The following is a 17,385-nucleotide window of genomic DNA, read 5'->3' as shown; positions in this document are numbered from 1 at the left end:
CCTGTCAAAACAATTTTCCGTAGGCGTAGAAATGGGACTGCCAGTAACTTGTGTTGAGGTTGGCGTAGCTGATGGGGTCGCCGCAATGAAGCATCCAGCCATCGCCCACATAGATGCCCACATGGGAGATCCCCGGCGTGTCATAAGTCCCCGTGAAAAATACCAAGTCGCCGGGTTTGGGGCTGCTTGTCCGTGCGGAGATGTTGTATAGCCCCTGCGCCCCCAGCCGCCCGAAGTCCCAGCCGCATTGGTTGTAGACATAGCTGACGAAGCCGGAGCAGTCAAAGGATGTGGACGGGCTGCTGCCGCCCCACACATAGGGGAAACCGAGATATTTTTCCGCTTCTTTCAGAATGGCGGCAAAGGTTTCATCGGCAAGGTAGTCCTCCGGGATCTCATGTGCCGGGGGCTTGCTGGTGTACTTACCCACATAGGGCGAGGACGGGAACAGGTCAGGACGGTTGCCCAGCGTCGCCATGTATAAGGCATACCGGGACAGGGTTTCCTCGCCCATGAGGTAAACGGGCAGATGGGAGAGATTGAAGTTTTCAAGCGTGACATAGCAGATGTAATAGTTGTACGGAACTTCTACATCGTAGTCGTTGCCCTCGCTGTCCGTCCTTGTGACCGTGCGGTAGCGTACCTCGACAACCACATACTCGGTCAAAATGTACTGGCGGTCAAAGAGCATTTGGAGCGTTCCCCGTACCTCGTCCAGCGTCCACTCGCCCTCATGGAGCGCACAGACGATGGACAGCAGCACATAGGGATCGTGTTCAATGGTGTCGAGGTCAAAGTGATACTCGTCATAATCGTGGGTGCGGGTGTAGGTGTCGAGGTAGCGTTGCAGCTCGTCCTCCAGAGCGCAGTAGGCGGCCTCCGCTCCCAGCAGGTCAGCGTCCTCGGCGGCATAGGTGGACGCGCCGATGGCTCCGGCCACGCCGTTGCCAACCGTCACCAGCGAGGACATACACGATTGCAGCACCACCAGCAGAAGAAACGCCGCCAGCAGCAGGAGCAGCCTGCCGGGGTGTTCCTTAATATAGGCGGACACCTTTTCCGTCAGCTTGCCCGTGACGGATGCCGTACCCTCGGCGGCCTTGGCGGTCTGCCTGGCCGCCTCCCGTGCCTGTTTTGCGTACTGGCGCTTGATCTTCTGCTTTTGCAGATACCGGGACACCGCGCCGCCCTCCTGCATTTCCGGGTGTTCCTCCACGGTCTTGCGGTAGTAATAGTCCGCCGTGGCCTTGATATGCTTGCTCTCGGCACGCTCCACCGCCTTTGCCGGGTGTTCCCGGGTGGCCTTGCGGAGCTTGCGCCTGCCGAAGCGGTACACGGACTCTGCCGCCAGTTCGGAACGGTGTGCGCCCTCCGTGCCGACATTTTCATGCTCGACCTCATAGAGCTTGCCATGAACAAAACCGTGGACGCCGTGTCCGGCGGTATGGGCAAGACGCTTGACCGCACCGGGCTTTTTCGGCGGCTTCTGCTTTTCCAGCTTCTCCCGGGCGGCGTCCAGCTTCTCGCCCCGGCGCTCCATCCGCAGCTTGGACGCCGCCGTTTGCTCCTGCCGGCTCTTTCTGCGGAATTTGGACTCTGGGACATTTTGTCCCGAAGTGGGGTTACTCGTCTGTTCGTTCATGGGCAAGATCCTCCGGGCGGGTCGTCAGCAGGTCATAGATCTCTCCACGGGGGAAACGATCTACAAACGGGATGGTGACATTTCCATAGAACAGCAAGCCCTCGCCGGAATTAGAGTGCGTGATATAGGAGAGCTGATGCTCGGAAATGCCAAGCTGTTTTGCCAAGATCGCACGGTCGCTCTGCGCCTGCGACAGCAGCACCATGAAATCGGTGTTGTCCAGAATGTTCTCGATCTCCCGGCTGGCCAGCAGGTCTTTCACATTCTGCGTCAGCGCCGAGGGGACGCAGCCCTTTTTGCGGAGCATTTTCCAGACCGCCACAAAGTAGCTGGCCGTCAACGGATCACGGAGCAGGATATGGAACTCGTCAAAGTAGCACCAAGTTGCCACGCCCTCGGCATGGTTGGCGTTCACCGCCGCCGTGACAAATTCATTGGTGGTGTGCATGGCGATCTTGCGGAGGTTTTCACCCAAGCCTTTCAGGACGATGCAGACCACACGGGAATTGAGGTCAACATTTGTGGGATGGTTGAACAGGTTGAGTGAGCCGGTGCAGTAAAGCTCCAGCGCCGTTGCCACCCGCCGCGCCTCCGGCTCGGGCTGGTGCAGCAACTCCTCATACAGATCTTGCAGCAGCGGCGTTTTGGCTGTTTCCAGCCCCAGCGCCATCTCCCGGTACACCAGCCGCACACAGCGGTCAATGACGGTTTTCTCGATGGGCTGCAAGCCCTCCTTGCCGCCCACGATCAGCTCACACAGGGACAGCAGAAAATCCGCCTTCATGGAAAGCGGACTGTCCTCGTCGTTGATATTCATTTGCAAGTCCATAGGCGAAATGTGGTGCGGGCTGTCCGGGGCGATCTCAATGACCTGCCCGCCCAAGCGCCGCACCAGTGGGGCATATTCGCCCATCGGATCAACGACAATGATGCGGTCGTTGGTGGCGAGGAACACATTGATCAGCTCACGCTTGGCGGCGAAGCTCTTGCCGCTGCCCGTAGAGCCGAGATACATTCCGTTGGCGGACTTCAGCTTTTTGCGGTCAGCCATGATGACATTATTGGAAAGGGCGTTCATGCCGTAGTAAAGCGCCTGCCCGTCCATGCGAAGCTCCCGGGTCATAAAGGGAATGAAAATGGCCGTGGAGCTGGTGGTCATGCCCCGCTGAATCTCAATGCCGTTGTAGCCAAGCGCCAGCGAGGACACAAAGCCCTGTTCCTGCTGCCAGTCCAGACGGCGCAGGGCGCAGTTGTATTTCTGCGCGATGCCGCTCACCGTGAACACATCGTTTTCAAGGCGCTGCCGGGTGGGAGCGAGGTTCACCACCGTAAAGGTCAGCAGGAACATTCGCTCGTTGCGGCTTTGCAGGTCGGAGAGCAGCTCGGCGGCGTCCTTGGAAAAGGTAATGAGGTCGGGCGGTAAAATCTCCATATCATACCCGGCACGGACAGCCTTTTTCTGTTCCTCCGCTTTCATGCGGCCTATGTCGGAGATCTTTCCCTTGATCGTCTTAATGGCCTTGAGCTGGTCTACCGTCTGAATGTGCATGGTGACGGTCAGCTCGGCGTCCAGCTCCAAAATCTCCGCCAACAGCTTATCCGAAAGCTCCGACGCCATGATCTGCAAATAGGACGCCGCGCCCCACATCTGGCCGACACGGAAAGTCCGGCTCTGCCGAAAGTCGAAACTGTCCGGGGCGATATAGTCCTTTGTCCCCATGCCCGTCTTGGGAATGTCTTTCCACGCAAAGCGGAACGGCTCACGCCCGCCGGGATGCATCTGCCCATGCAGCACCGCCAGCCGATCCCGGCCATCCAGCGGGCGGGACTGGACGCCCAGCCGCTTTAGGTTGCCCATGACATCGGCCTCCACGCGCCCCAGCCGGGGACGCGCCTCCGTCGCACCCTCGGCAGGCAGGCCAAAGGTGATGTACTTGTACCGCTCAATGCCGTTGTTGCTCTTGGCGATCTGGCCTTTGAGCATTTCCACATACTCGCCCCGGATGCTGTTGAAGTCATCCTCCTGCGCCGGGATATTCACCTTGTAGCGGTTGGCGCTCCGGCTGCGGCGGTTGACAAAGGAAAGCTGGAACGGCAGAGAGCTGTCAAAATAATTCAGGCACGCGCTCCACCCGCTGATAATGGCGGACTGATCCTCCGTGGATGCCACGGCATAATTGATGTCCTCATATTCCAGCGTCTTTGTGTAAAGCCCACCGGGGAGCTGGCAGATCCCGTCCGGGTGCATGGCGATATAGGGAATGGTCTGCTGGGCGGACAGCGCCCGGTGCTTATTTCCGTTTTTCTGCTTTTTTGCTTTGCTCAATAGGCTCCTCCTTTCGTGCAAATGGGGCATAGATATTTTCCGTTCGGTACGGTCGGATGCCGGGGCGGGTAAACTTGACCCGGATGATGTTGCGGATCACCTTTTCAAAGGGCAGTTCGTCCTTTTCGTACATCGCCAGCAGGAACGCCGGGAGCATGATCGCCAGCATAGCGAACAGTGCCCCGGTGTTGCCGATGGCCTGTCGGGTCAAAAGATAGGTGGGAACACCGATAGCCGCACCAGCGCCGAAACAAATAAGCTGCCGCTTGGTGAGGTTGAACGCGATCTTTGTCTTGATCTTGGAAAGGTCATTCGGGACATTCACATAGGGCATCAGTCTGTCACCTCCAGTTTGGGACAACTTGTCCCAAAGTCCGGGATCGTCGGCTCCACCTCGTTGCCCCACACATCCCAGCCGGGGGAGGTCTGCCTTGCGAACAGCTCCACGCGGGGCAAATCGCCCATGAGGGCAACGATCTTATCACGGGTTTCATCCGGCTTTTTGCTGTGGGCTTCGATGGGCGAAATGATAAACTGGTGAATGTCGGCGGCCTGCCGCTTGGGGTGTCCCTTGGTCGCCAGCAGACAAACTTCGGCGTTCGCCCTCGTCCAGAAGCCCAGCCCATAAAACCAGCTATCCGCCTTTTTGTTCTTTTTGAGCCAGACGAACGCAACGGATTTATAGGTGAAGCCCCACGCACGGATGAGCCGCAGAGCCTCCGGAAGCTGGGGAAAGGTCGCCCACATGAAAAGGGCACTGTCCTTGGCCGCAAGCCCGGCCACAGGCAGCGCGCACAATTCCTCAATGCTCATGGTGGGATAATGATTTTCCGCCGCACCCTGCACTTTCTTAGCCGAGTAGCGCCACGGCGGATCTGCGTAAATGATGGGGTATTTTTCGATAGCTATTCTCCTTTCCCGCCCCCGGCCATAGCCAGCCGCGCCTGCTCGATGCGCTGGGCTGCGATGGTGTAGATGGAGGGGGCATTTTCAAAGCAGATGAAGCGGCGGCTTGTGTTCATGGCGGCAACGGCAGTCGTGCCGCTGCCCGCGCAGATGTCCGCCACCACCTCTCCTTCGTCGGTATAGGTCTTGATGAAATACTCGCACAGCTCCACGGGCTTTTGCGTGGGATGGATGCCACCCGTCACCGTCGGCACGAACAGCACATTTCCCGGATAACGCCGCCCGTCGCTGGACTCTGAGCCTGTCCGTTCAAACTTGCCGTAGTTGGTGCTGCATCCGCTGCGGGGATTGGTCTTGCGGTACGGCTCCCCATAGGTGGATTGCGGATGGTACACCGGAGACTTCTAATAGAACACCAGAATATTCTCGGACTTTTTCAGCGGCGCACGGTTGGCATTGAGGAAGCCCGTTGCCCGGGCCTTGTACCATACCCACTCATAGCGGAGCATGGCGAGGTTGGACGCGCCCAGCACCTTATCAAAGGGGCATTGAGCGAAAAAAAGGATGGCTCCGTTGGGCTTCACCGCCCAGCGCACTGCCTCCCACAGCTCCGGGAGCGGCAGCGGCACATCCCAAAAGTTCCGGGTCGTGCCGTAGGGCGGATCGGTCAAGAGCATATCCACGCTATGCTTTGGCAGAGATCGCAAGCCCTCGATCCCGTCCATGAGATGCAGCGCATCCAGCTTCGGGACAGCTTGTCCCAAGGTCATATTCATCCCTCCTTTAATGTGCGCTGAACACGCTGCGGGCGATGGAGCCAGTTTTGAACAGGCAGAAGCAGAGCAGCACGGAATAGCCCATGCAGCCCCATATCGCGCCGATGGGGTCGCCGCCTGTGGCGATACCTTGTATCAGCACCGCATAGATAGCAACGCAGACGAGAATGAGTAATCCTTGAAAGCCCACGGCAAACAGGGACTTCAAATAGTTCTGCCCGGTGCTGCCAAGCTCCCGATTAGAGAGCGTGGCAACGGGGATGGGGGCTAAGCTGGTCAGCAAGTATATTTCGATCATGCGGCCATAGACGATGACGAAGATCACAATATTGATCGCCCACATGGTCACATGAATGAGCAGGGATTGCAGCCACAGCCCCAGCAGAGAGCCAAGCCCCAGCGTTTCCAGCGTGGCCTCCAAGTCGGCAAGCATGGCCTCCGAAATGTCCGTTGAGCCTTGCACGATCCCGGCTGCCCGGGCGATAACGCTTTGGGACACATCGAACACGGCCATGACGATATTGAAAGTGTTGGACAAAATCAAAATGGCGCAGGCCGTTTTGAATATCCACTTAAAGAAGATCCAGTAGCCCAGATCATGCAGGTTGTTCTTCTCGATAATGAGCTGGATCAGCTCATAGGTGGCAACAAAGGTGAGGATCAGACCGGCAATCGGCAGTATCACCGTTTCAGAAAGCTGCCGGATCAGGGAGAACACCCCGGCGTTCCATGCCGCCGGGGTGGTTCCCACTTGCACCGCAATCTCTCCGACACGGGAATTGACCGTATCAAAAAGCCCTGTGAGGTTGCCCATGATCCCCTCGATCAGCAGTTCTTTTAGCCAGTCTGTCAGCCAGTCGGTGAGAAATCCCATGCCTTACGCCCTTAAAACAGGGTGGACAGCAGAGGGATCAGGGTCGTACCCAGCACGATGATGCCGCCGCCAGCCATGAGCTGTTTCATGCCATGGGACTTTGCTGATATGCGATAAAGAAGTAATAGAAGTGTAAAAAATTTTGCCGTTCCTATCCGGCACTTGCGCATTGTGTCGGATAGGTCGGGCATTATTCGTCGGGAAGTTCTACCTTGCCGACAAAGCTGTAATAAATATCAATGTCCTGTCTGCGTGTGCCGTTCTCGTCATAGCTGCACTCATGGACAACGATTTTTTCAATAAACTCCCGCAGCAGGGTATGGGTCAATTCCTCAAAGCTGGTGTACTTGCGGACAACTTTCATAAACTTTTCCGCATTAACCGTGGCTTCCTGTGCCTTTGCCAGTTCCGCTTGCAGTTCGGCGGCACGGCACTTGACCTGTTTCTGTTCGGCTTCATAGTCTGCGGAAAGTTCCGCAAAGCGTTCATCAGAAATACGCCCGGTCACACTGTCCTCATAAAGCCGCTTGAAGATAGCGGACAGCTCCGCAATCCGCTTTTCGGCTGCGTCCAGTTCCTTTCGCTTGGCAGCGTTGCGGCGTTTGCCGCCGTCCTCGTTCTGCTCGATCAGCAGCTTCATAAACTGCTTTTCATGCTTGGCTGCATAGCTTGTCACTTTCCGCAGATTGGCGGTCACACCCGCAGTCAAAAGGTCGGTGCGGATAAAATGTGCGGTGCAATCGTGGGTACGCTTCTTGTAGTTGCCGCAGATGTAGCAATCCTGTTTTCGGGTTTTGTTCTCGTATCTCTGCTGATAGAGGACGCTCCCACAATCGGCGCAGAACAGCAAGCCGGAGAACAGACCGACTTCATCATAGCGGTTTGGACGCTTGCGCTGCTTGCGTAATTCCTGCACACGCTCCCATGTGGCAAGGTCAATGATTGGCTCATGGGTATTCTCGAAAATGACCTGTTTTTCTTCGGGATTTTCCACGCTTGATTTGACCTTGTAGGACACTTTCTCGGTCTTGAAGTTTACCGTATGCCCCAGATATTCCTTGCGTTCAAGGATATGGACAATCGTGTTGGTCGCCCACTTGTAGGGATAATCGGGGTAGTAACGGCGTGTGCTGCCTGTCCTGCGGTATTCCAATGTACCCGGTGTTGGGATTTGCTGCTCGGTCAATACACGGGCGATTTTGGTCGGACCGTTCCCGGCAAGGCACAAGCTGAAAATCTGCTTGACGACCGGGGCAGCTTCTTCGTCCACGATAAAGCGTCCGTCCTCGCCTTTGAGATAGCCATAGACCGGCTGACTTGTGATAGGCTTGCCACTCATGCCTTTGCTGCGGAAAACTGCCTTGATTTTCTTGCTCGTATCTCTCACCATCCATTCGTTGAAGATATTACGCAGAGGGGCAAAATCATTGTCGCCCTGTGCGCTGTCCACTCCATCGTTGATAGCGATAAAGCGAACGCCCCTTTGTGGGAAAATCATGTCCGTATACATTCCCACTTGGAGATAGTTTCGCCCTAATCTCGACATATCCTTGACAATGACCGTTCCGACTTTCCCGGCTTCAATATCCGCAAGCATGGCTTGAAAACCGGGTCTTTGGAAGTTCGCACCGGAGTACCCATCGTCCGTGTACCATTGGAGATTGGTAAAGCCGTTCTGTTTTGCATAGCTTTCCAAAATACGCTTCTGGTTGGAGATGGAATTACTCTCGCCCTGCAATTCATCTTCATGGGATAATCTCGGATAAAGGGCAGTAATGAGGTTTTGGGTTGTCTGTCTAATCATGGTTTCCTCCATTTCCGACAGCCAGCCCCGCTATTCCGTAAGGAAATTATATCACATGGGGCGGCGGTCTGTATAGTGGCTTCTGCTTCTTTATCGCCCGTCAAAGTGACGATTTTTCAAAAAAGGCTTGTCATGTCACATAGACGGTAGAAAAATTTGAAATTCTGTGTTATACTTTCCTCGTTCAAACAATGATAAATCCCGTATTTGATGAGGTAAGATTGAGTGATGAAATGTACTGTGTTTTATGATAGTTGGCAAATGGAATGTTGTGGAACGCCATTTTCCGTAGGGGATATAGTAAAATGGCTTGTTCTCAAAGCAGAACAACTGAACACTCCTGTTAATGTAGGGGCGATTAACTATTGTTACGAAGCCCATAGTTCTGATTGGCAAAACATATTTGTATTAGAGGGAAAGGTTGAAACAATCAAAATTTTGTATCATTCGTATGCCCCATCAGAAAACAATCCCCGCCTATTGATTCCTATTGGTGGAAAAACCATTGATGCAGAAAATGCAAAAGGGTTTGATAAAAAAGTTGATGATATGGAAGCAAGCGGATACATTGTTGTCCTAAACGAATATGCGATTAGGTCTGCCAAAAAAGAAGAAGTTACTTTCAAATAAGTTTCCGTTCTTACTCCCATTCCAGCGGTCATGCTCCCCAGCATGACCGCTTTTCCATGTTCCGGCTCATGCGGTGTAGGGCGGTCTTGGTGCGGCTGCGGTTTCCGCTTCCAGCACTTTCATCATCTTGTCCGCTGCGGTGGCGGTGGTGTCTTTCTTGAAATAGCCGGACACAATGAGTACGGTGTTACCCATGCGGATCTCCGTCACGCAGTCCGGGCGACGGTCGGTGCGGTCATTGTTATTCTGTTTGTTTTCTGTCATAGGCAACTCCTTTCACTTCAACAGTTCTTTTAGTCCATTGAGCTTGGCTTGTGCCGTTTCCTTTCGGAAGTTCTCGCCTGTAAAGAGGATAGGCAGACACATTTCAAGCACTCGGTCATAGATACGGGCGTGGGCGGTGTCCTGTGGATTTTGCAGTTCCGTAAGGCTTAGATTGGTGGTGACAATCAGCGGCTTTCGGCTGCGGTATCGGCTGTCAATTACATTGTAGACCTGTTCCAAACCGTACTCTGTGCCACGCTCCATACCAAAATCATCAAGTATCAGCAGAGGGAAACGGCAAAGACGCTCGATATATTCGTTTCGTCCCTCAAAGCTGGCAGTTAAATCATTCAGTATCGCAGAAAAGTTTGTCATGCGGACGGAGATTTCCTGTTCCATAAGGGCATTGGCAATGCACCCGGCAAAATAGCTTTTTCCTGTGCCTACCTTGCCCCACAAGAGCAGACCATAGTTGTTTTCTCTCATCTGCTCCCAATGCTCCACATATAAATGTGCCTTGCTCATCTGCGGGCATTTGCCGTTGTCATGTGCAAAAGTCCATTCCTGCATGGTGAGGTCGGTAAAGCCCCGGCGTTTCAGTTCCATAACGGTGTCAAGGTGTCGTCTGCGTTCCTCGGCGGATTCACATTCCAAACGCTTCTCCCGTTGGCAGTCACATTCTGTCGGGTGCTTGTCATGCCCCAACCATGCGGCGGTTTCTTTGGGAAAGTAGGCTTCTTTCGCCGTGCGGCACTTGCCGCAGTAAAGCAGACCGTCCTCGCCCGTGTAGTCCTCCGGCTCTGCGGTAGTAGTCATCATATTCAAAACGGTATCGGTAAAAAGCTCAGTCATAAACTCTCGCCCTCCTTAAAGGTGTAATCGGGTATGCCTTTTTTCGGCGGTTTCTTGGCTTCGTCCTCCTGCGCCCACTTGTATATCGTGGCTGCATGGCTACGGTATTTCGTTCCTTTGGACGCTATATGAGTAGATAAGCGGTCAATATAATACTCCCATTTGTCGGGCAGTTCCGCTTTCAGCTCGTCCAGTTCCGTATCGGAAAGAAAAACATTGTTGTATCTGCCATAGCTGCGGGCGGGGGCTTGTCCCGTTTCTAACTCTCTCTCTTTTTCTATCTCTATATCTATCTCTTTCTTTATCTCTATCTCTGGTGGACGAATGTCGGACAAATGTCCGCCGTTTGTCCGGGGTGGTGGCAAAGCCTTGTTTGCAAGCCTTGCCGCCCGTTTTCGTTCCGCTTCGGTAGAGGATTGCCCTATCATCAGTTCAATATCGGTCATGTAGAGCAAGCCGCCGTGTAGCTGCTCCACAAGCCCCAACTGCTGAAAAATCCCTAACGCCCGTTCCACCGTGCCTACCTGCTGACGGATAAGAGTGGCGATCATCTGTGCTGTGTAAGGGATATTCTCGTCAAGCTGCAACTTGCCGCCGTTTTTCAGCGATTTTAAGTACAGCTTCAAGAGAATGTTGGAATAGAGAATACCGTCCGGCATACTCTCCAACAGCACGATAGCGTCATCATCAAAATAGCTTTCTTTCAGTTTGAGGTAGTAATATTTGCGGTTATCTGCCATAGGCGGTGTCCTCCTTTGGTTTCCAACGCTTGGAGTAATACCGGTGGCAGAGGATAATCACGGTTCGGAAACTCTGCTTGCAATCGTGGGTGCAGCCCCGGCAAAGGTCGTTATAGGTAATTCGGTTTCGGTGGTTGAGGAAAAAGCTCCATTCAAGCCGCCGTTTGTTGCTCATGCGTGGCATTGGTACGCTCCTTTCTGCCGTTTCCGTGGGTATCACGGATAGGGCGGGAAAACTGTATCTTCTCGGTATCATTTTCGGGGATTTTTTGCCCTGTACGCCCTGTTTTGAGGTCGGGGAGTATTGCGGATAGGGGTAAGGGCATATCCCTGTTTTTGTTTGGTTTCGGTATCATTTCGGGGCGGTTTTTAACGCTCCTGTTCATGCTTTTTCTGTCGGCTCGGCTCGCCGTGGTGCATTTGGGAAAGATTGCTTTTCATGGTCTGCAACTCCCGGACACGCTCTTTATTTGCCCGGTACTCGTTGTAAAGGGCGTTCTTCTCGGCGGTAAGCTGCTCGATTTCAGCCTGCAACGATTTATAGGTGGGCAGCTTGGTAATGCCTTTTTGCCGAAAATATCTTACGGCTGCGTCTACTATGATAAAGTCGCTTTCATGCTTTTCCCGGTAGGCTTTGCGTGCCTTATCGGTTTTCTGCTTTTTCAATCCGTCACGCACATCTCTTGTCTTGGCATAGGCAAGCACCTGTTTCTGCAAGTCCTTTTTCTCACGGATAGCCGTTTCAATGGGCTTCAGCTTGGCAGTGCTGCTGTGTAAATCCGCATTGGCAGACACAAGGGCTGCGTCCAGTTCATCCGGGGTAAAGCCGTATTGCTCCATAGCGGCAACGGTAGCCGCCATCTGTTTGAGATTGTGGACAGCCGCCCAACGGTCATAGCCGATACCTTTTCCCTCGGCTCGCTTCGCCGCACGGTCAACCATTCTCTGAATGTTGCCTGTCGGGGCGATTTTCTGCGTTTTTCCTCGCTCTGTGCGGTTTGTTTCAGCGGTATGGTATTCGGGTATGGGTACGGTCTTTTCGGCGGCTCTGTGGGCGTTCTGCTCCAAAAGAGTAAGAACAGCAGCACGGTCAAAATCATCTCCCAGTTTTCGGGCGGTAATGGGTTTCGTTCTGTCCGGGGTAAGGTAGGACAATCGCCCTCGGCTCTCTTTGACGGTCACGCCCTGTTGCAGAAGTAAAGCGGAAAACTCGTCAAAGGTGGTCGCTTCGCTCATGGCATTCCGTATGGTCTGCCGCAACTTCGCCTTGTCGGTTTCAAACTTGGTCTGCTTTACAGGCTTCCCCTCGGCTGCAAGGGCGGCATTTTCCTTGTCAAGTTTGGCTTGTCCTTTTTTATGCGCCCAATACTCACGCTCGGTAATGCGGTTTTTGCTGCCATGCAATAGGTCAATCTGATAGAGATTTTCCCGGTGGCACATCTCCATGACCTCGGCTTTGAAGTATTCCATAGCAGCGTCCGTACAGCGGTGCTTGCACCCGGCACAGGTATCTGCCGGTCTGTCCATGTAGGGCAGTAAGGGTACTTCCTCGATACGCAGAGAATTGATAACAATGTGAACATGGATATTGCCGCTGTGGTTGTGTCCGTCCGGGTGGGTACAGACAATGGCTTGGTGTCCTAGGAAATGCTCGGCACAAAATTCCTCGCCCAATGCTTGCGCCCGGTCTACGGTCAAGCCGTTGTCCGCTGCGTCCCGTGGGTCAAAGGAAATGATATAGTGGTGGCTTTTCACATCTTCCCGTTTTTGGTTCTTGCTGTATCGGAGATTTGCCCGCATACAGGCAACGGCAAAATCTTCCTCGCCGCAGTTCAGCGTGGCTATTCGGTAATCCTCCCGGAGTATGAGCCGCCCGGCTTCGTCAAGGGTGGGCTTCATGGTAAACTCGTCATGCTCAAAGGTTAGATACTGCTCGGCTGCACCGTAGTCCGCATTTTTAGAGCTGATATGCTTGAATGTTGCCAACAGCGTCACCTACCTTTCGCAAGACTTCAAACTTCAAGGCGGCAAGGTCGGAAATGGCGGCTCGCACTTCAACGGACAGCGTATTGTAGGGCGTTCCGTATTCGTTGAGGGCACGGGCGATCTGATTAAGGTTGCCGCCGATTTTTCCGTATTCGGCTATCAACTTTCCAATAGCGGACAGCAGTTCATCATTGACCGGGGAAACGGTAACAATGGGGCGAATGGTCGCCCTTGTAATGGCTTGTCGGATAAACTCGGCTTGGCTCATGTCATAATTCTTTAGCCGTTCCGTGAAGTCGGCATATTCTTCTTCGGTCATGCGTGTCTTGACTACATGGCTTCGGTGGGGCGTATTGTATCGCTTTCCTATGGGTATCAACTCCTTTCACTTACCGCCGTTTTGTGGGCGATTTTTTAAGTATTTTTTGGTGGGATTTTCAAGCGGCACAAGCCGCATAGCAGGGTTTGGGGAAGGCACTCCCCAACAAGATTCCCGCAGGGGCAAAATGAGCGATAAGCGAATTTTGGTACTGCGGTAGAATCTTGCTCTAAGAAACTGCCGGACTGCCGTTCACTTGCTACTGCCACTTTTTCGGGAAATCTATAACCAGCTTTTTTATAAAAGGCTGCGGGCTGGCGTTCTCCCCTTACTCCCTACAACACCGCAAAAAGCAAAAATGACGGACTTTCCGGCAAGAACTTTTCCTGCGGCGTGGTCTTTCCCGACAATAAGGCGTTTCGGAAGCTGCGTTTTGCCCGCTGTCTAAAAAAATGGCAGCCTTTTTAGCTTCAATGTCTAATACGGAACTTTTGGAAATTTGCCAAAAATGGGCGCAAAAAAAGCAGCAAATCTTTTTCGGATTTACTGCTTCATGTGCTGCTGCGGGGCGGCGGGATATTCAGTTTTTATGTTATCGGTCAAGCCGGAACTTGAACAGGCTTTCAATCAGCTTTGTTCTGATGTAGTCCTCCATATCAGAATTATAATAGCCGTTCATTTTGGAGAAATAGCGGATATACCCGGCATATCGGTCAAGGACAGCTTGTATCGCTATGGGGTCGCCCTCATGTGCCTTTATTATCGTGTCACAGGGGAGAAGTCGGTTACTCATAGGACAACACCTCCATTTCCTTTTTCAGCCGCTTCAAGGCAAGCTGAATATGCCGCCCGATTGTGCTGCGTGTCCAGCCGCTTTGCTCTCCGATTTCTTTCTGCGTCAAGTGCTGGAAGTAATACAAAAAGATTTCCTCCTGCGTCTGTTCCGGCAGCTCCGCAAGAGCAGCCGCAAGGGAACAGCTATCTAAAAATATCGTCTGCCCCCGGACAGAAAACGGATAAGTTTCGCCATAGTCCGGCACTTGAAAATACTCGTCTGTGGTGCTTAGTGGAACAAACTTTTCTTCGGTCAGATATTCAAGGGAGATTTCCCGTTTCCACCTCGCCGCCAGCATACGGGCAGCGTCAAAGGACGCATGGCGAATAACAATCCGGCAATAGGTATCATGGGTATAGCGGATATGTTCTTGATAGGCTTCGTATTCAGTCACGGAAAATCCCCCTTTCTTCGATTATGGGAAAGGGCGGCAGCACTTTTTGCTGTCGCCCCTTGATTACCCACCAGCAAGGACAGACGGGGCTGTCAACGGCGGGCGAAGCCCGTTCATTTTACCGTTGACTGGCTCGGCTGGTTTTGCTACTTTGCTTAGGCAATTTTACTTTTTGCGAACAGGAATCCATATCTCGCTGTAATAATCTTTATCCCCGGTGCCTTTCGCATAATCATTCGGGTTACTGTACATCTCAATATGATACCCGGCTGCGATTTCGTAGTCTTTATTCTGCGGCAGCCACTCCGAAAAAATCTTTTCATGAATGTCATGTAAAGATGAAGTGTTTGCAAGCGCACCTTTACACGGAAAGACAGCCCATGTATATTCGGGAATAACCTGTGTAACAAAATCAGCCGGAATTTCGTTGAGCGGGTTATAGTTATCGGCAATCAGATATTCAAATTCATTGCCGCTCATATCGTTGTCTATGGATATTCCATACATACTGTCAATGAGTGTGTGTTTTCCTAACTGATTAAAGTCCACCCAGAATTTAGGGATTTCAGTATCAGCGGTTTCATACTTGAATACCCTCGATACTCCAACCACGGTAAACGGCGCTTTTTTAACAATTTTGTAGTCCATCGTATAACCTCCTGTTAAAATTAGTTTGATTTTCAGAGGGGCAAATGACTTTATCATTGCCTCTCCTTTGCGTATGGCAGTAGGAGTAGCACCATGAAAACGAAGAAATGCTTTTGTAAAACTATCCGGCGAATCATATCCGTACTCAAGCGCAATATCAATTATTTTCCTGTCGGTGGAAACAATTTCACTTCCAGCAAGCGTTAGTCTACGCCTTTTGATGTATTCCCCAACTGTAAAACCACAAAGCATAGAAAACCCTTTTTGAAAATAATATGGAGAAATGATTGCTTGTTTTGCAATATCCGCAATCGTTAATTCTTCTGTGATATGGCTTTCAATATAGTTAATGGCTTCGCTGATACTTTCACTCCATTCCATGTTGTTACCTCCTCTGCATTTATAGATTCTACACTTTTTGAAAATCGTTTTCCCGATTTTTTATGCTCAAAGTTGTCTACACTTTCTCACAAAATATTTTACACTAATCTTTCCAAATTACAATGTGAACCAAAGGAATAGTAGGGTGGCTATCAATCAAATTCTTGTTTGTTACTTTACCGTACATGAGCATTAGCGCCGGGGTTGTCCGAGCCATAGCCCTCCAGCAGATTGACCACGCCCCACACGCCAAGGCCAGCGCCGAGGGCGATCACAAGGGTCTGCAAAGTGGTGATGGCAGAAGCGAAAAACTGCATATATTCCTCCGTTTCTCCGGGATATACCCGGCCATGAAAAAAGCCGCCCTTGTGGGCGGCAGCCTGCTACTTCGGGACAAAATGTCCCAAAGCTCTATACAAAAGCGTCCGGGTCGTCGAGGTCGTCATAGTTGAGAATGTCCTCGCCCTCGTCTGTGAGCGCCTCGTCCGGCACGGTCGCCTCGTACACCTCACATTCCTCGCTCATGCTCGGTCGCCTGCGGCGGTCAATGAGCCTGTCGAGGTCAAAGGCGTTTTTCACTTTATCGGCCTCCGCCGTAAAGCGGTAGTTGGGGTGCTGCTTCAAATCGTACTTCTTGGAGTAGAACGGCGGTAGCCCCCGGAGCTGCAAAATGCACCGATCTCCGGGCATGGTGGCAAGCTCACTTGGGGTCATCAGCTCCCGCCCCAGCCGCTGGGTGTTCTGGCTGTAGCTTTCGGACTGCCCACGGGAGCGCCCCTCGGTCTGTATGGAGATGGTTGCCTTGCCCAGCCAGTTCTCCGAAATTTCCTTAATGGTGCTGGCCTCACGGCCACCAAGGAATAAAACGCTGTCCATGTTGCCAAGGATGGTTTCCGCGTTCTTATCGTAAATGGCCTTGCATTGGGCAAGCTGCTGATACAGCAGGCACAGGCTGATCTCCCGTGAGCGGATGACCGCCACCAGCTTTTCCAAATTCGGCACCTGTCCGGTGTTGGCCGCCTCGTCCCACAGCACCCTCACATGATGGGGCAGCCGCCCGCCGTGAACATTGTCCGCCCGTTCGCACAGAAGATTGAACATCTGCGAAAAGGCCAGCGCCACAAGGAAATTGTAGGTGCTGTCCGTGTCGCTGATGCAGAAGAAGGTCGCCGTGCGGCGATCTCCCATGCGGTCAAGCTCCAGTTCGTCATAGGACATGATCTTCCGAAGCTGGGGAATATCAAAGGGAGCAAGCCGAGCGCTGCAGGAAATCAAGATACTTTTTGCGGTTTTGCCGCTGTTTAGCTTGTATTTTTTATACTGCTTCACCGCAAAGCAATTCGGTTTACGCTGTTCCAGCCCCTTGAACATATAGTCCACGGCGTTGAGAAAATCCTCGTCATCCTCCTTGACCTCCATGCCGGAGATCATGTCCACCAGCGTATTCATGTTGCGATCCCCCTCGGCTCCCTCAAAAATGATGTAGCCCAGCAGGGCGCAATACAAAAGCGTTTCCGCCTTCGTCCAGAACGGGTCGCCCTCCTTGCCCTCGCCCTTGGTGTTGGAAATGAGGGCGTTGACAAACTTTAGAATGTCCGCCTCGGTCTTGATATACGCCAGCGGGTTATAGTGCATGGATTTTGAAAAATCAATGCTGTTGAACACTTTGATCTTATATCCCCGCTTTTGCAAAAACGAGCCGACCTGCCCCAGCACACCGCCCTTGGGGTCTACCACCACATAGGAAGAATGAGCTTGCAGGAGTTGGGGCGTGAGCCAAAAGCGGGTCTTGCCGGAGCCGGACGAGCCGATTCCGCAGAAATTGAGGTTGCGGGCGTTGGCGGGATTTTTCGGGCGGGTATTCATGGTGAGCCGTTCCGTGGCGGTCAGCAGCATATTGTTTTCAAACTTGGGATCGACAAAAGGCTTGATGTCTTTTTCGTTGCCCCATGAAGCGTTTTGTCAAGTGCTTTTTTGAGTTATTGACGCAAATTATCGTGAAAGTGCG

At 52.6% G+C, this 17,385-nt stretch carries 16 protein-coding genes and 4 pseudogenes; 1 reads left to right on the top strand and 19 read right to left on the bottom strand.

All coding sequences use genetic code 11. From position 1 onward, the window contains the following. Positions 1-4: 4 nt before the first annotated feature. The 8 genes and pseudogenes from KQI26_RS09300 to KQI26_RS09265 all read right to left on the bottom strand — a co-directional run bounded on the left by KQI26_RS09300 (position 5) and on the right by KQI26_RS09265 (position 8,328). Positions 5-1,642 carry a C40 family peptidase gene (locus KQI26_RS09300; protein ID WP_216504200.1) on the bottom strand — a complete coding sequence of 546 codons (1,638 nt, stop codon included), beginning with the start codon at positions 1,640-1,642 and terminating at the stop codon, positions 5-7. Continuing rightward, positions 1,623-3,998, bottom strand: a complete 2,376-nt coding sequence (locus KQI26_RS09295; RefSeq protein ID WP_371744117.1) for a VirB4-like conjugal transfer ATPase, CD1110 family — start codon at positions 3,996-3,998, stop codon at positions 1,623-1,625. The genes KQI26_RS09300 and KQI26_RS09295 overlap by 20 nt, the downstream gene beginning before the upstream one ends. After that, positions 3,934-4,302 carry a PrgI family protein gene (locus KQI26_RS09290; protein ID WP_216504198.1) on the bottom strand — a complete coding sequence of 123 codons (369 nt, stop codon included), beginning with the start codon at positions 4,300-4,302 and terminating at the stop codon, positions 3,934-3,936. Before KQI26_RS09290 ends, KQI26_RS09295 begins: the two co-directional genes overlap by 65 nt. Next, complete coding sequence (locus KQI26_RS09285; RefSeq protein WP_371744119.1) at positions 4,302-4,871, bottom strand: MT-A70 family methyltransferase; 570 nt, start codon at positions 4,869-4,871, stop codon at positions 4,302-4,304. The genes KQI26_RS09290 and KQI26_RS09285 overlap by 1 nt, the downstream gene beginning before the upstream one ends. 2 nt (positions 4,872-4,873) lie before the next feature. Then, positions 4,874-5,599 (bottom strand): annotated as a pseudogene (locus KQI26_RS09280) (site-specific DNA-methyltransferase). A 58-nt stretch (positions 5,600-5,657) separates the two neighbouring features. Next, complete coding sequence (locus tag KQI26_RS09275; protein ID WP_216504197.1) at positions 5,658-6,524, bottom strand: VirB6/TrbL-like conjugal transfer protein, CD1112 family; 867 nt, start codon at positions 6,522-6,524, stop codon at positions 5,658-5,660. Positions 6,525-6,535: 11 nt separating this feature from the next. Beyond that, positions 6,536-6,628 (bottom strand): annotated as a pseudogene (locus KQI26_RS15760) (Maff2 family mobile element protein); the annotation flags it as partial. Positions 6,629-6,714: 86 nt separating this feature from the next. Continuing rightward, on the bottom strand, positions 6,715-8,328 hold the full coding sequence (locus KQI26_RS09265) for a recombinase family protein (protein WP_216504196.1): 1,614 nt from the start codon (positions 8,326-8,328) through the stop codon (positions 6,715-6,717). A gap of 228 nt (positions 8,329-8,556) precedes the next feature. Between KQI26_RS09265 and KQI26_RS09260 the strand changes: the two genes are divergently transcribed. Further along, positions 8,557-8,958 (top strand): DUF6578 domain-containing protein, encoded by a 402-nt coding sequence (locus tag KQI26_RS09260; RefSeq protein ID WP_368250040.1) that lies wholly within the window; start codon positions 8,557-8,559, stop codon positions 8,956-8,958. A 66-nt stretch (positions 8,959-9,024) separates the two neighbouring features. Here the strand turns inward: KQI26_RS09260 and KQI26_RS09255 are convergent, their stop codons facing one another. The 11 genes and pseudogenes from KQI26_RS09255 to KQI26_RS09205 all read right to left on the bottom strand — a co-directional run. Then, positions 9,025-9,222: a transposon-encoded TnpW family protein gene (locus KQI26_RS09255; protein ID WP_178265259.1), complete on the bottom strand. Its 198-nt coding sequence runs from the start codon at positions 9,220-9,222 to the stop codon at positions 9,025-9,027. Between the two features lie 12 nt (positions 9,223-9,234). After that, entirely contained in the window at positions 9,235-10,074 is an 840-nt protein-coding gene (locus KQI26_RS09250; protein WP_015515277.1) for an ATP-binding protein, read from the bottom strand. After that, positions 10,071-10,814 (bottom strand): phage replisome organizer N-terminal domain-containing protein, encoded by a 744-nt coding sequence (locus tag KQI26_RS09245; RefSeq protein ID WP_216504195.1) that lies wholly within the window; start codon positions 10,812-10,814, stop codon positions 10,071-10,073. The genes KQI26_RS09250 and KQI26_RS09245 overlap by 4 nt, the downstream gene beginning before the upstream one ends. After that, entirely contained in the window at positions 10,804-10,998 is a 195-nt protein-coding gene (locus KQI26_RS09240; protein WP_087216729.1) for a hypothetical protein, read from the bottom strand. Before KQI26_RS09240 ends, KQI26_RS09245 begins: the two co-directional genes overlap by 11 nt. Before the next feature lie 185 nt (positions 10,999-11,183). Further along, positions 11,184-12,800, bottom strand: coding sequence for a relaxase/mobilization nuclease domain-containing protein (locus KQI26_RS09235; RefSeq protein WP_216504194.1), 1,617 nt, complete (start codon positions 12,798-12,800; stop codon positions 11,184-11,186). Continuing rightward, complete coding sequence (locus KQI26_RS09230) at positions 12,772-13,170, bottom strand: plasmid mobilization relaxosome protein MobC (RefSeq protein ID WP_055246091.1); 399 nt, start codon at positions 13,168-13,170, stop codon at positions 12,772-12,774. Before KQI26_RS09230 ends, KQI26_RS09235 begins: the two co-directional genes overlap by 29 nt. 541 nt (positions 13,171-13,711) lie before the next feature. Then, positions 13,712-13,912: a helix-turn-helix domain-containing protein gene (locus KQI26_RS09225; protein ID WP_216504193.1), complete on the bottom strand. Its 201-nt coding sequence runs from the start codon at positions 13,910-13,912 to the stop codon at positions 13,712-13,714. Then, positions 13,905-14,348 carry a sigma-70 family RNA polymerase sigma factor gene (locus KQI26_RS09220; protein WP_216504192.1) on the bottom strand — a complete coding sequence of 148 codons (444 nt, stop codon included), beginning with the start codon at positions 14,346-14,348 and terminating at the stop codon, positions 13,905-13,907. The genes KQI26_RS09225 and KQI26_RS09220 overlap by 8 nt, the downstream gene beginning before the upstream one ends. A 165-nt stretch (positions 14,349-14,513) precedes the next feature. Continuing rightward, complete coding sequence (locus tag KQI26_RS09215; RefSeq protein ID WP_110441877.1) at positions 14,514-15,377, bottom strand: AraC family transcriptional regulator; 864 nt, start codon at positions 15,375-15,377, stop codon at positions 14,514-14,516. A 188-nt stretch (positions 15,378-15,565) separates the two neighbouring features. Further along, positions 15,566-15,694 (bottom strand): annotated as a pseudogene (locus KQI26_RS09210) (Maff2 family mobile element protein); the annotation flags it as partial. A gap of 94 nt (positions 15,695-15,788) precedes the next feature. Further along, positions 15,789-17,336, bottom strand: a pseudogene (locus KQI26_RS09205) (VirD4-like conjugal transfer protein, CD1115 family); the annotation flags it as partial. Positions 17,337-17,385: the final 49 nt, after the last annotated feature.

The organism is Intestinimonas sp. MSJ-38, from assembly GCF_018917925.1.
Taxonomy (GTDB): domain Bacteria; phylum Bacillota; class Clostridia; order Oscillospirales; family Butyricicoccaceae; genus Pseudobutyricicoccus.
Note: the sequence above shows the minus strand (reverse complement) of the source record. Positions and strands in the feature narration are given on the sequence as shown.

What these genes read in the sequence shown, in the direction of transcription:
- KQI26_RS09265 (WP_216504196.1), bottom strand. Translation starts at nt 8,328, where the DNA reads ATGATTAGACAGACAACCCAAAACCTCATTACTGCCCTTTATCCGAGA.
- KQI26_RS09245 (WP_216504195.1), bottom strand. Translation starts at nt 10,814, where the DNA reads ATGGCAGATAACCGCAAATATTACTACCTCAAACTGAAAGAAAGCTAT.
- KQI26_RS09290 (WP_216504198.1), bottom strand. Translation starts at nt 4,302, where the DNA reads ATGCCCTATGTGAATGTCCCGAATGACCTTTCCAAGATCAAGACAAAG.
- KQI26_RS09300 (WP_216504200.1), bottom strand. Translation starts at nt 1,642, where the DNA reads ATGAACGAACAGACGAGTAACCCCACTTCGGGACAAAATGTCCCAGAG.
- KQI26_RS09275 (WP_216504197.1), bottom strand. Translation starts at nt 6,524, where the DNA reads ATGGGATTTCTCACCGACTGGCTGACAGACTGGCTAAAAGAACTGCTG.
- KQI26_RS09260 (WP_368250040.1), top strand. Translation starts at nt 8,557, where the DNA reads ATGAAATGTACTGTGTTTTATGATAGTTGGCAAATGGAATGTTGTGGA.
- KQI26_RS09215 (WP_110441877.1), bottom strand. Translation starts at nt 15,377, where the DNA reads ATGGAATGGAGTGAAAGTATCAGCGAAGCCATTAACTATATTGAAAGC.
- KQI26_RS09250 (WP_015515277.1), bottom strand. Translation starts at nt 10,074, where the DNA reads ATGACTGAGCTTTTTACCGATACCGTTTTGAATATGATGACTACTACC.
- KQI26_RS09225 (WP_216504193.1), bottom strand. Translation starts at nt 13,912, where the DNA reads ATGAGTAACCGACTTCTCCCCTGTGACACGATAATAAAGGCACATGAG.
- KQI26_RS09255 (WP_178265259.1), bottom strand. Translation starts at nt 9,222, where the DNA reads ATGACAGAAAACAAACAGAATAACAATGACCGCACCGACCGTCGCCCG.
- KQI26_RS09295 (WP_371744117.1), bottom strand. Translation starts at nt 3,998, where the DNA reads ATGCCCCATTTGCACGAAAGGAGGAGCCTATTGAGCAAAGCAAAAAAG.
- KQI26_RS09240 (WP_087216729.1), bottom strand. Translation starts at nt 10,998, where the DNA reads ATGCCACGCATGAGCAACAAACGGCGGCTTGAATGGAGCTTTTTCCTC.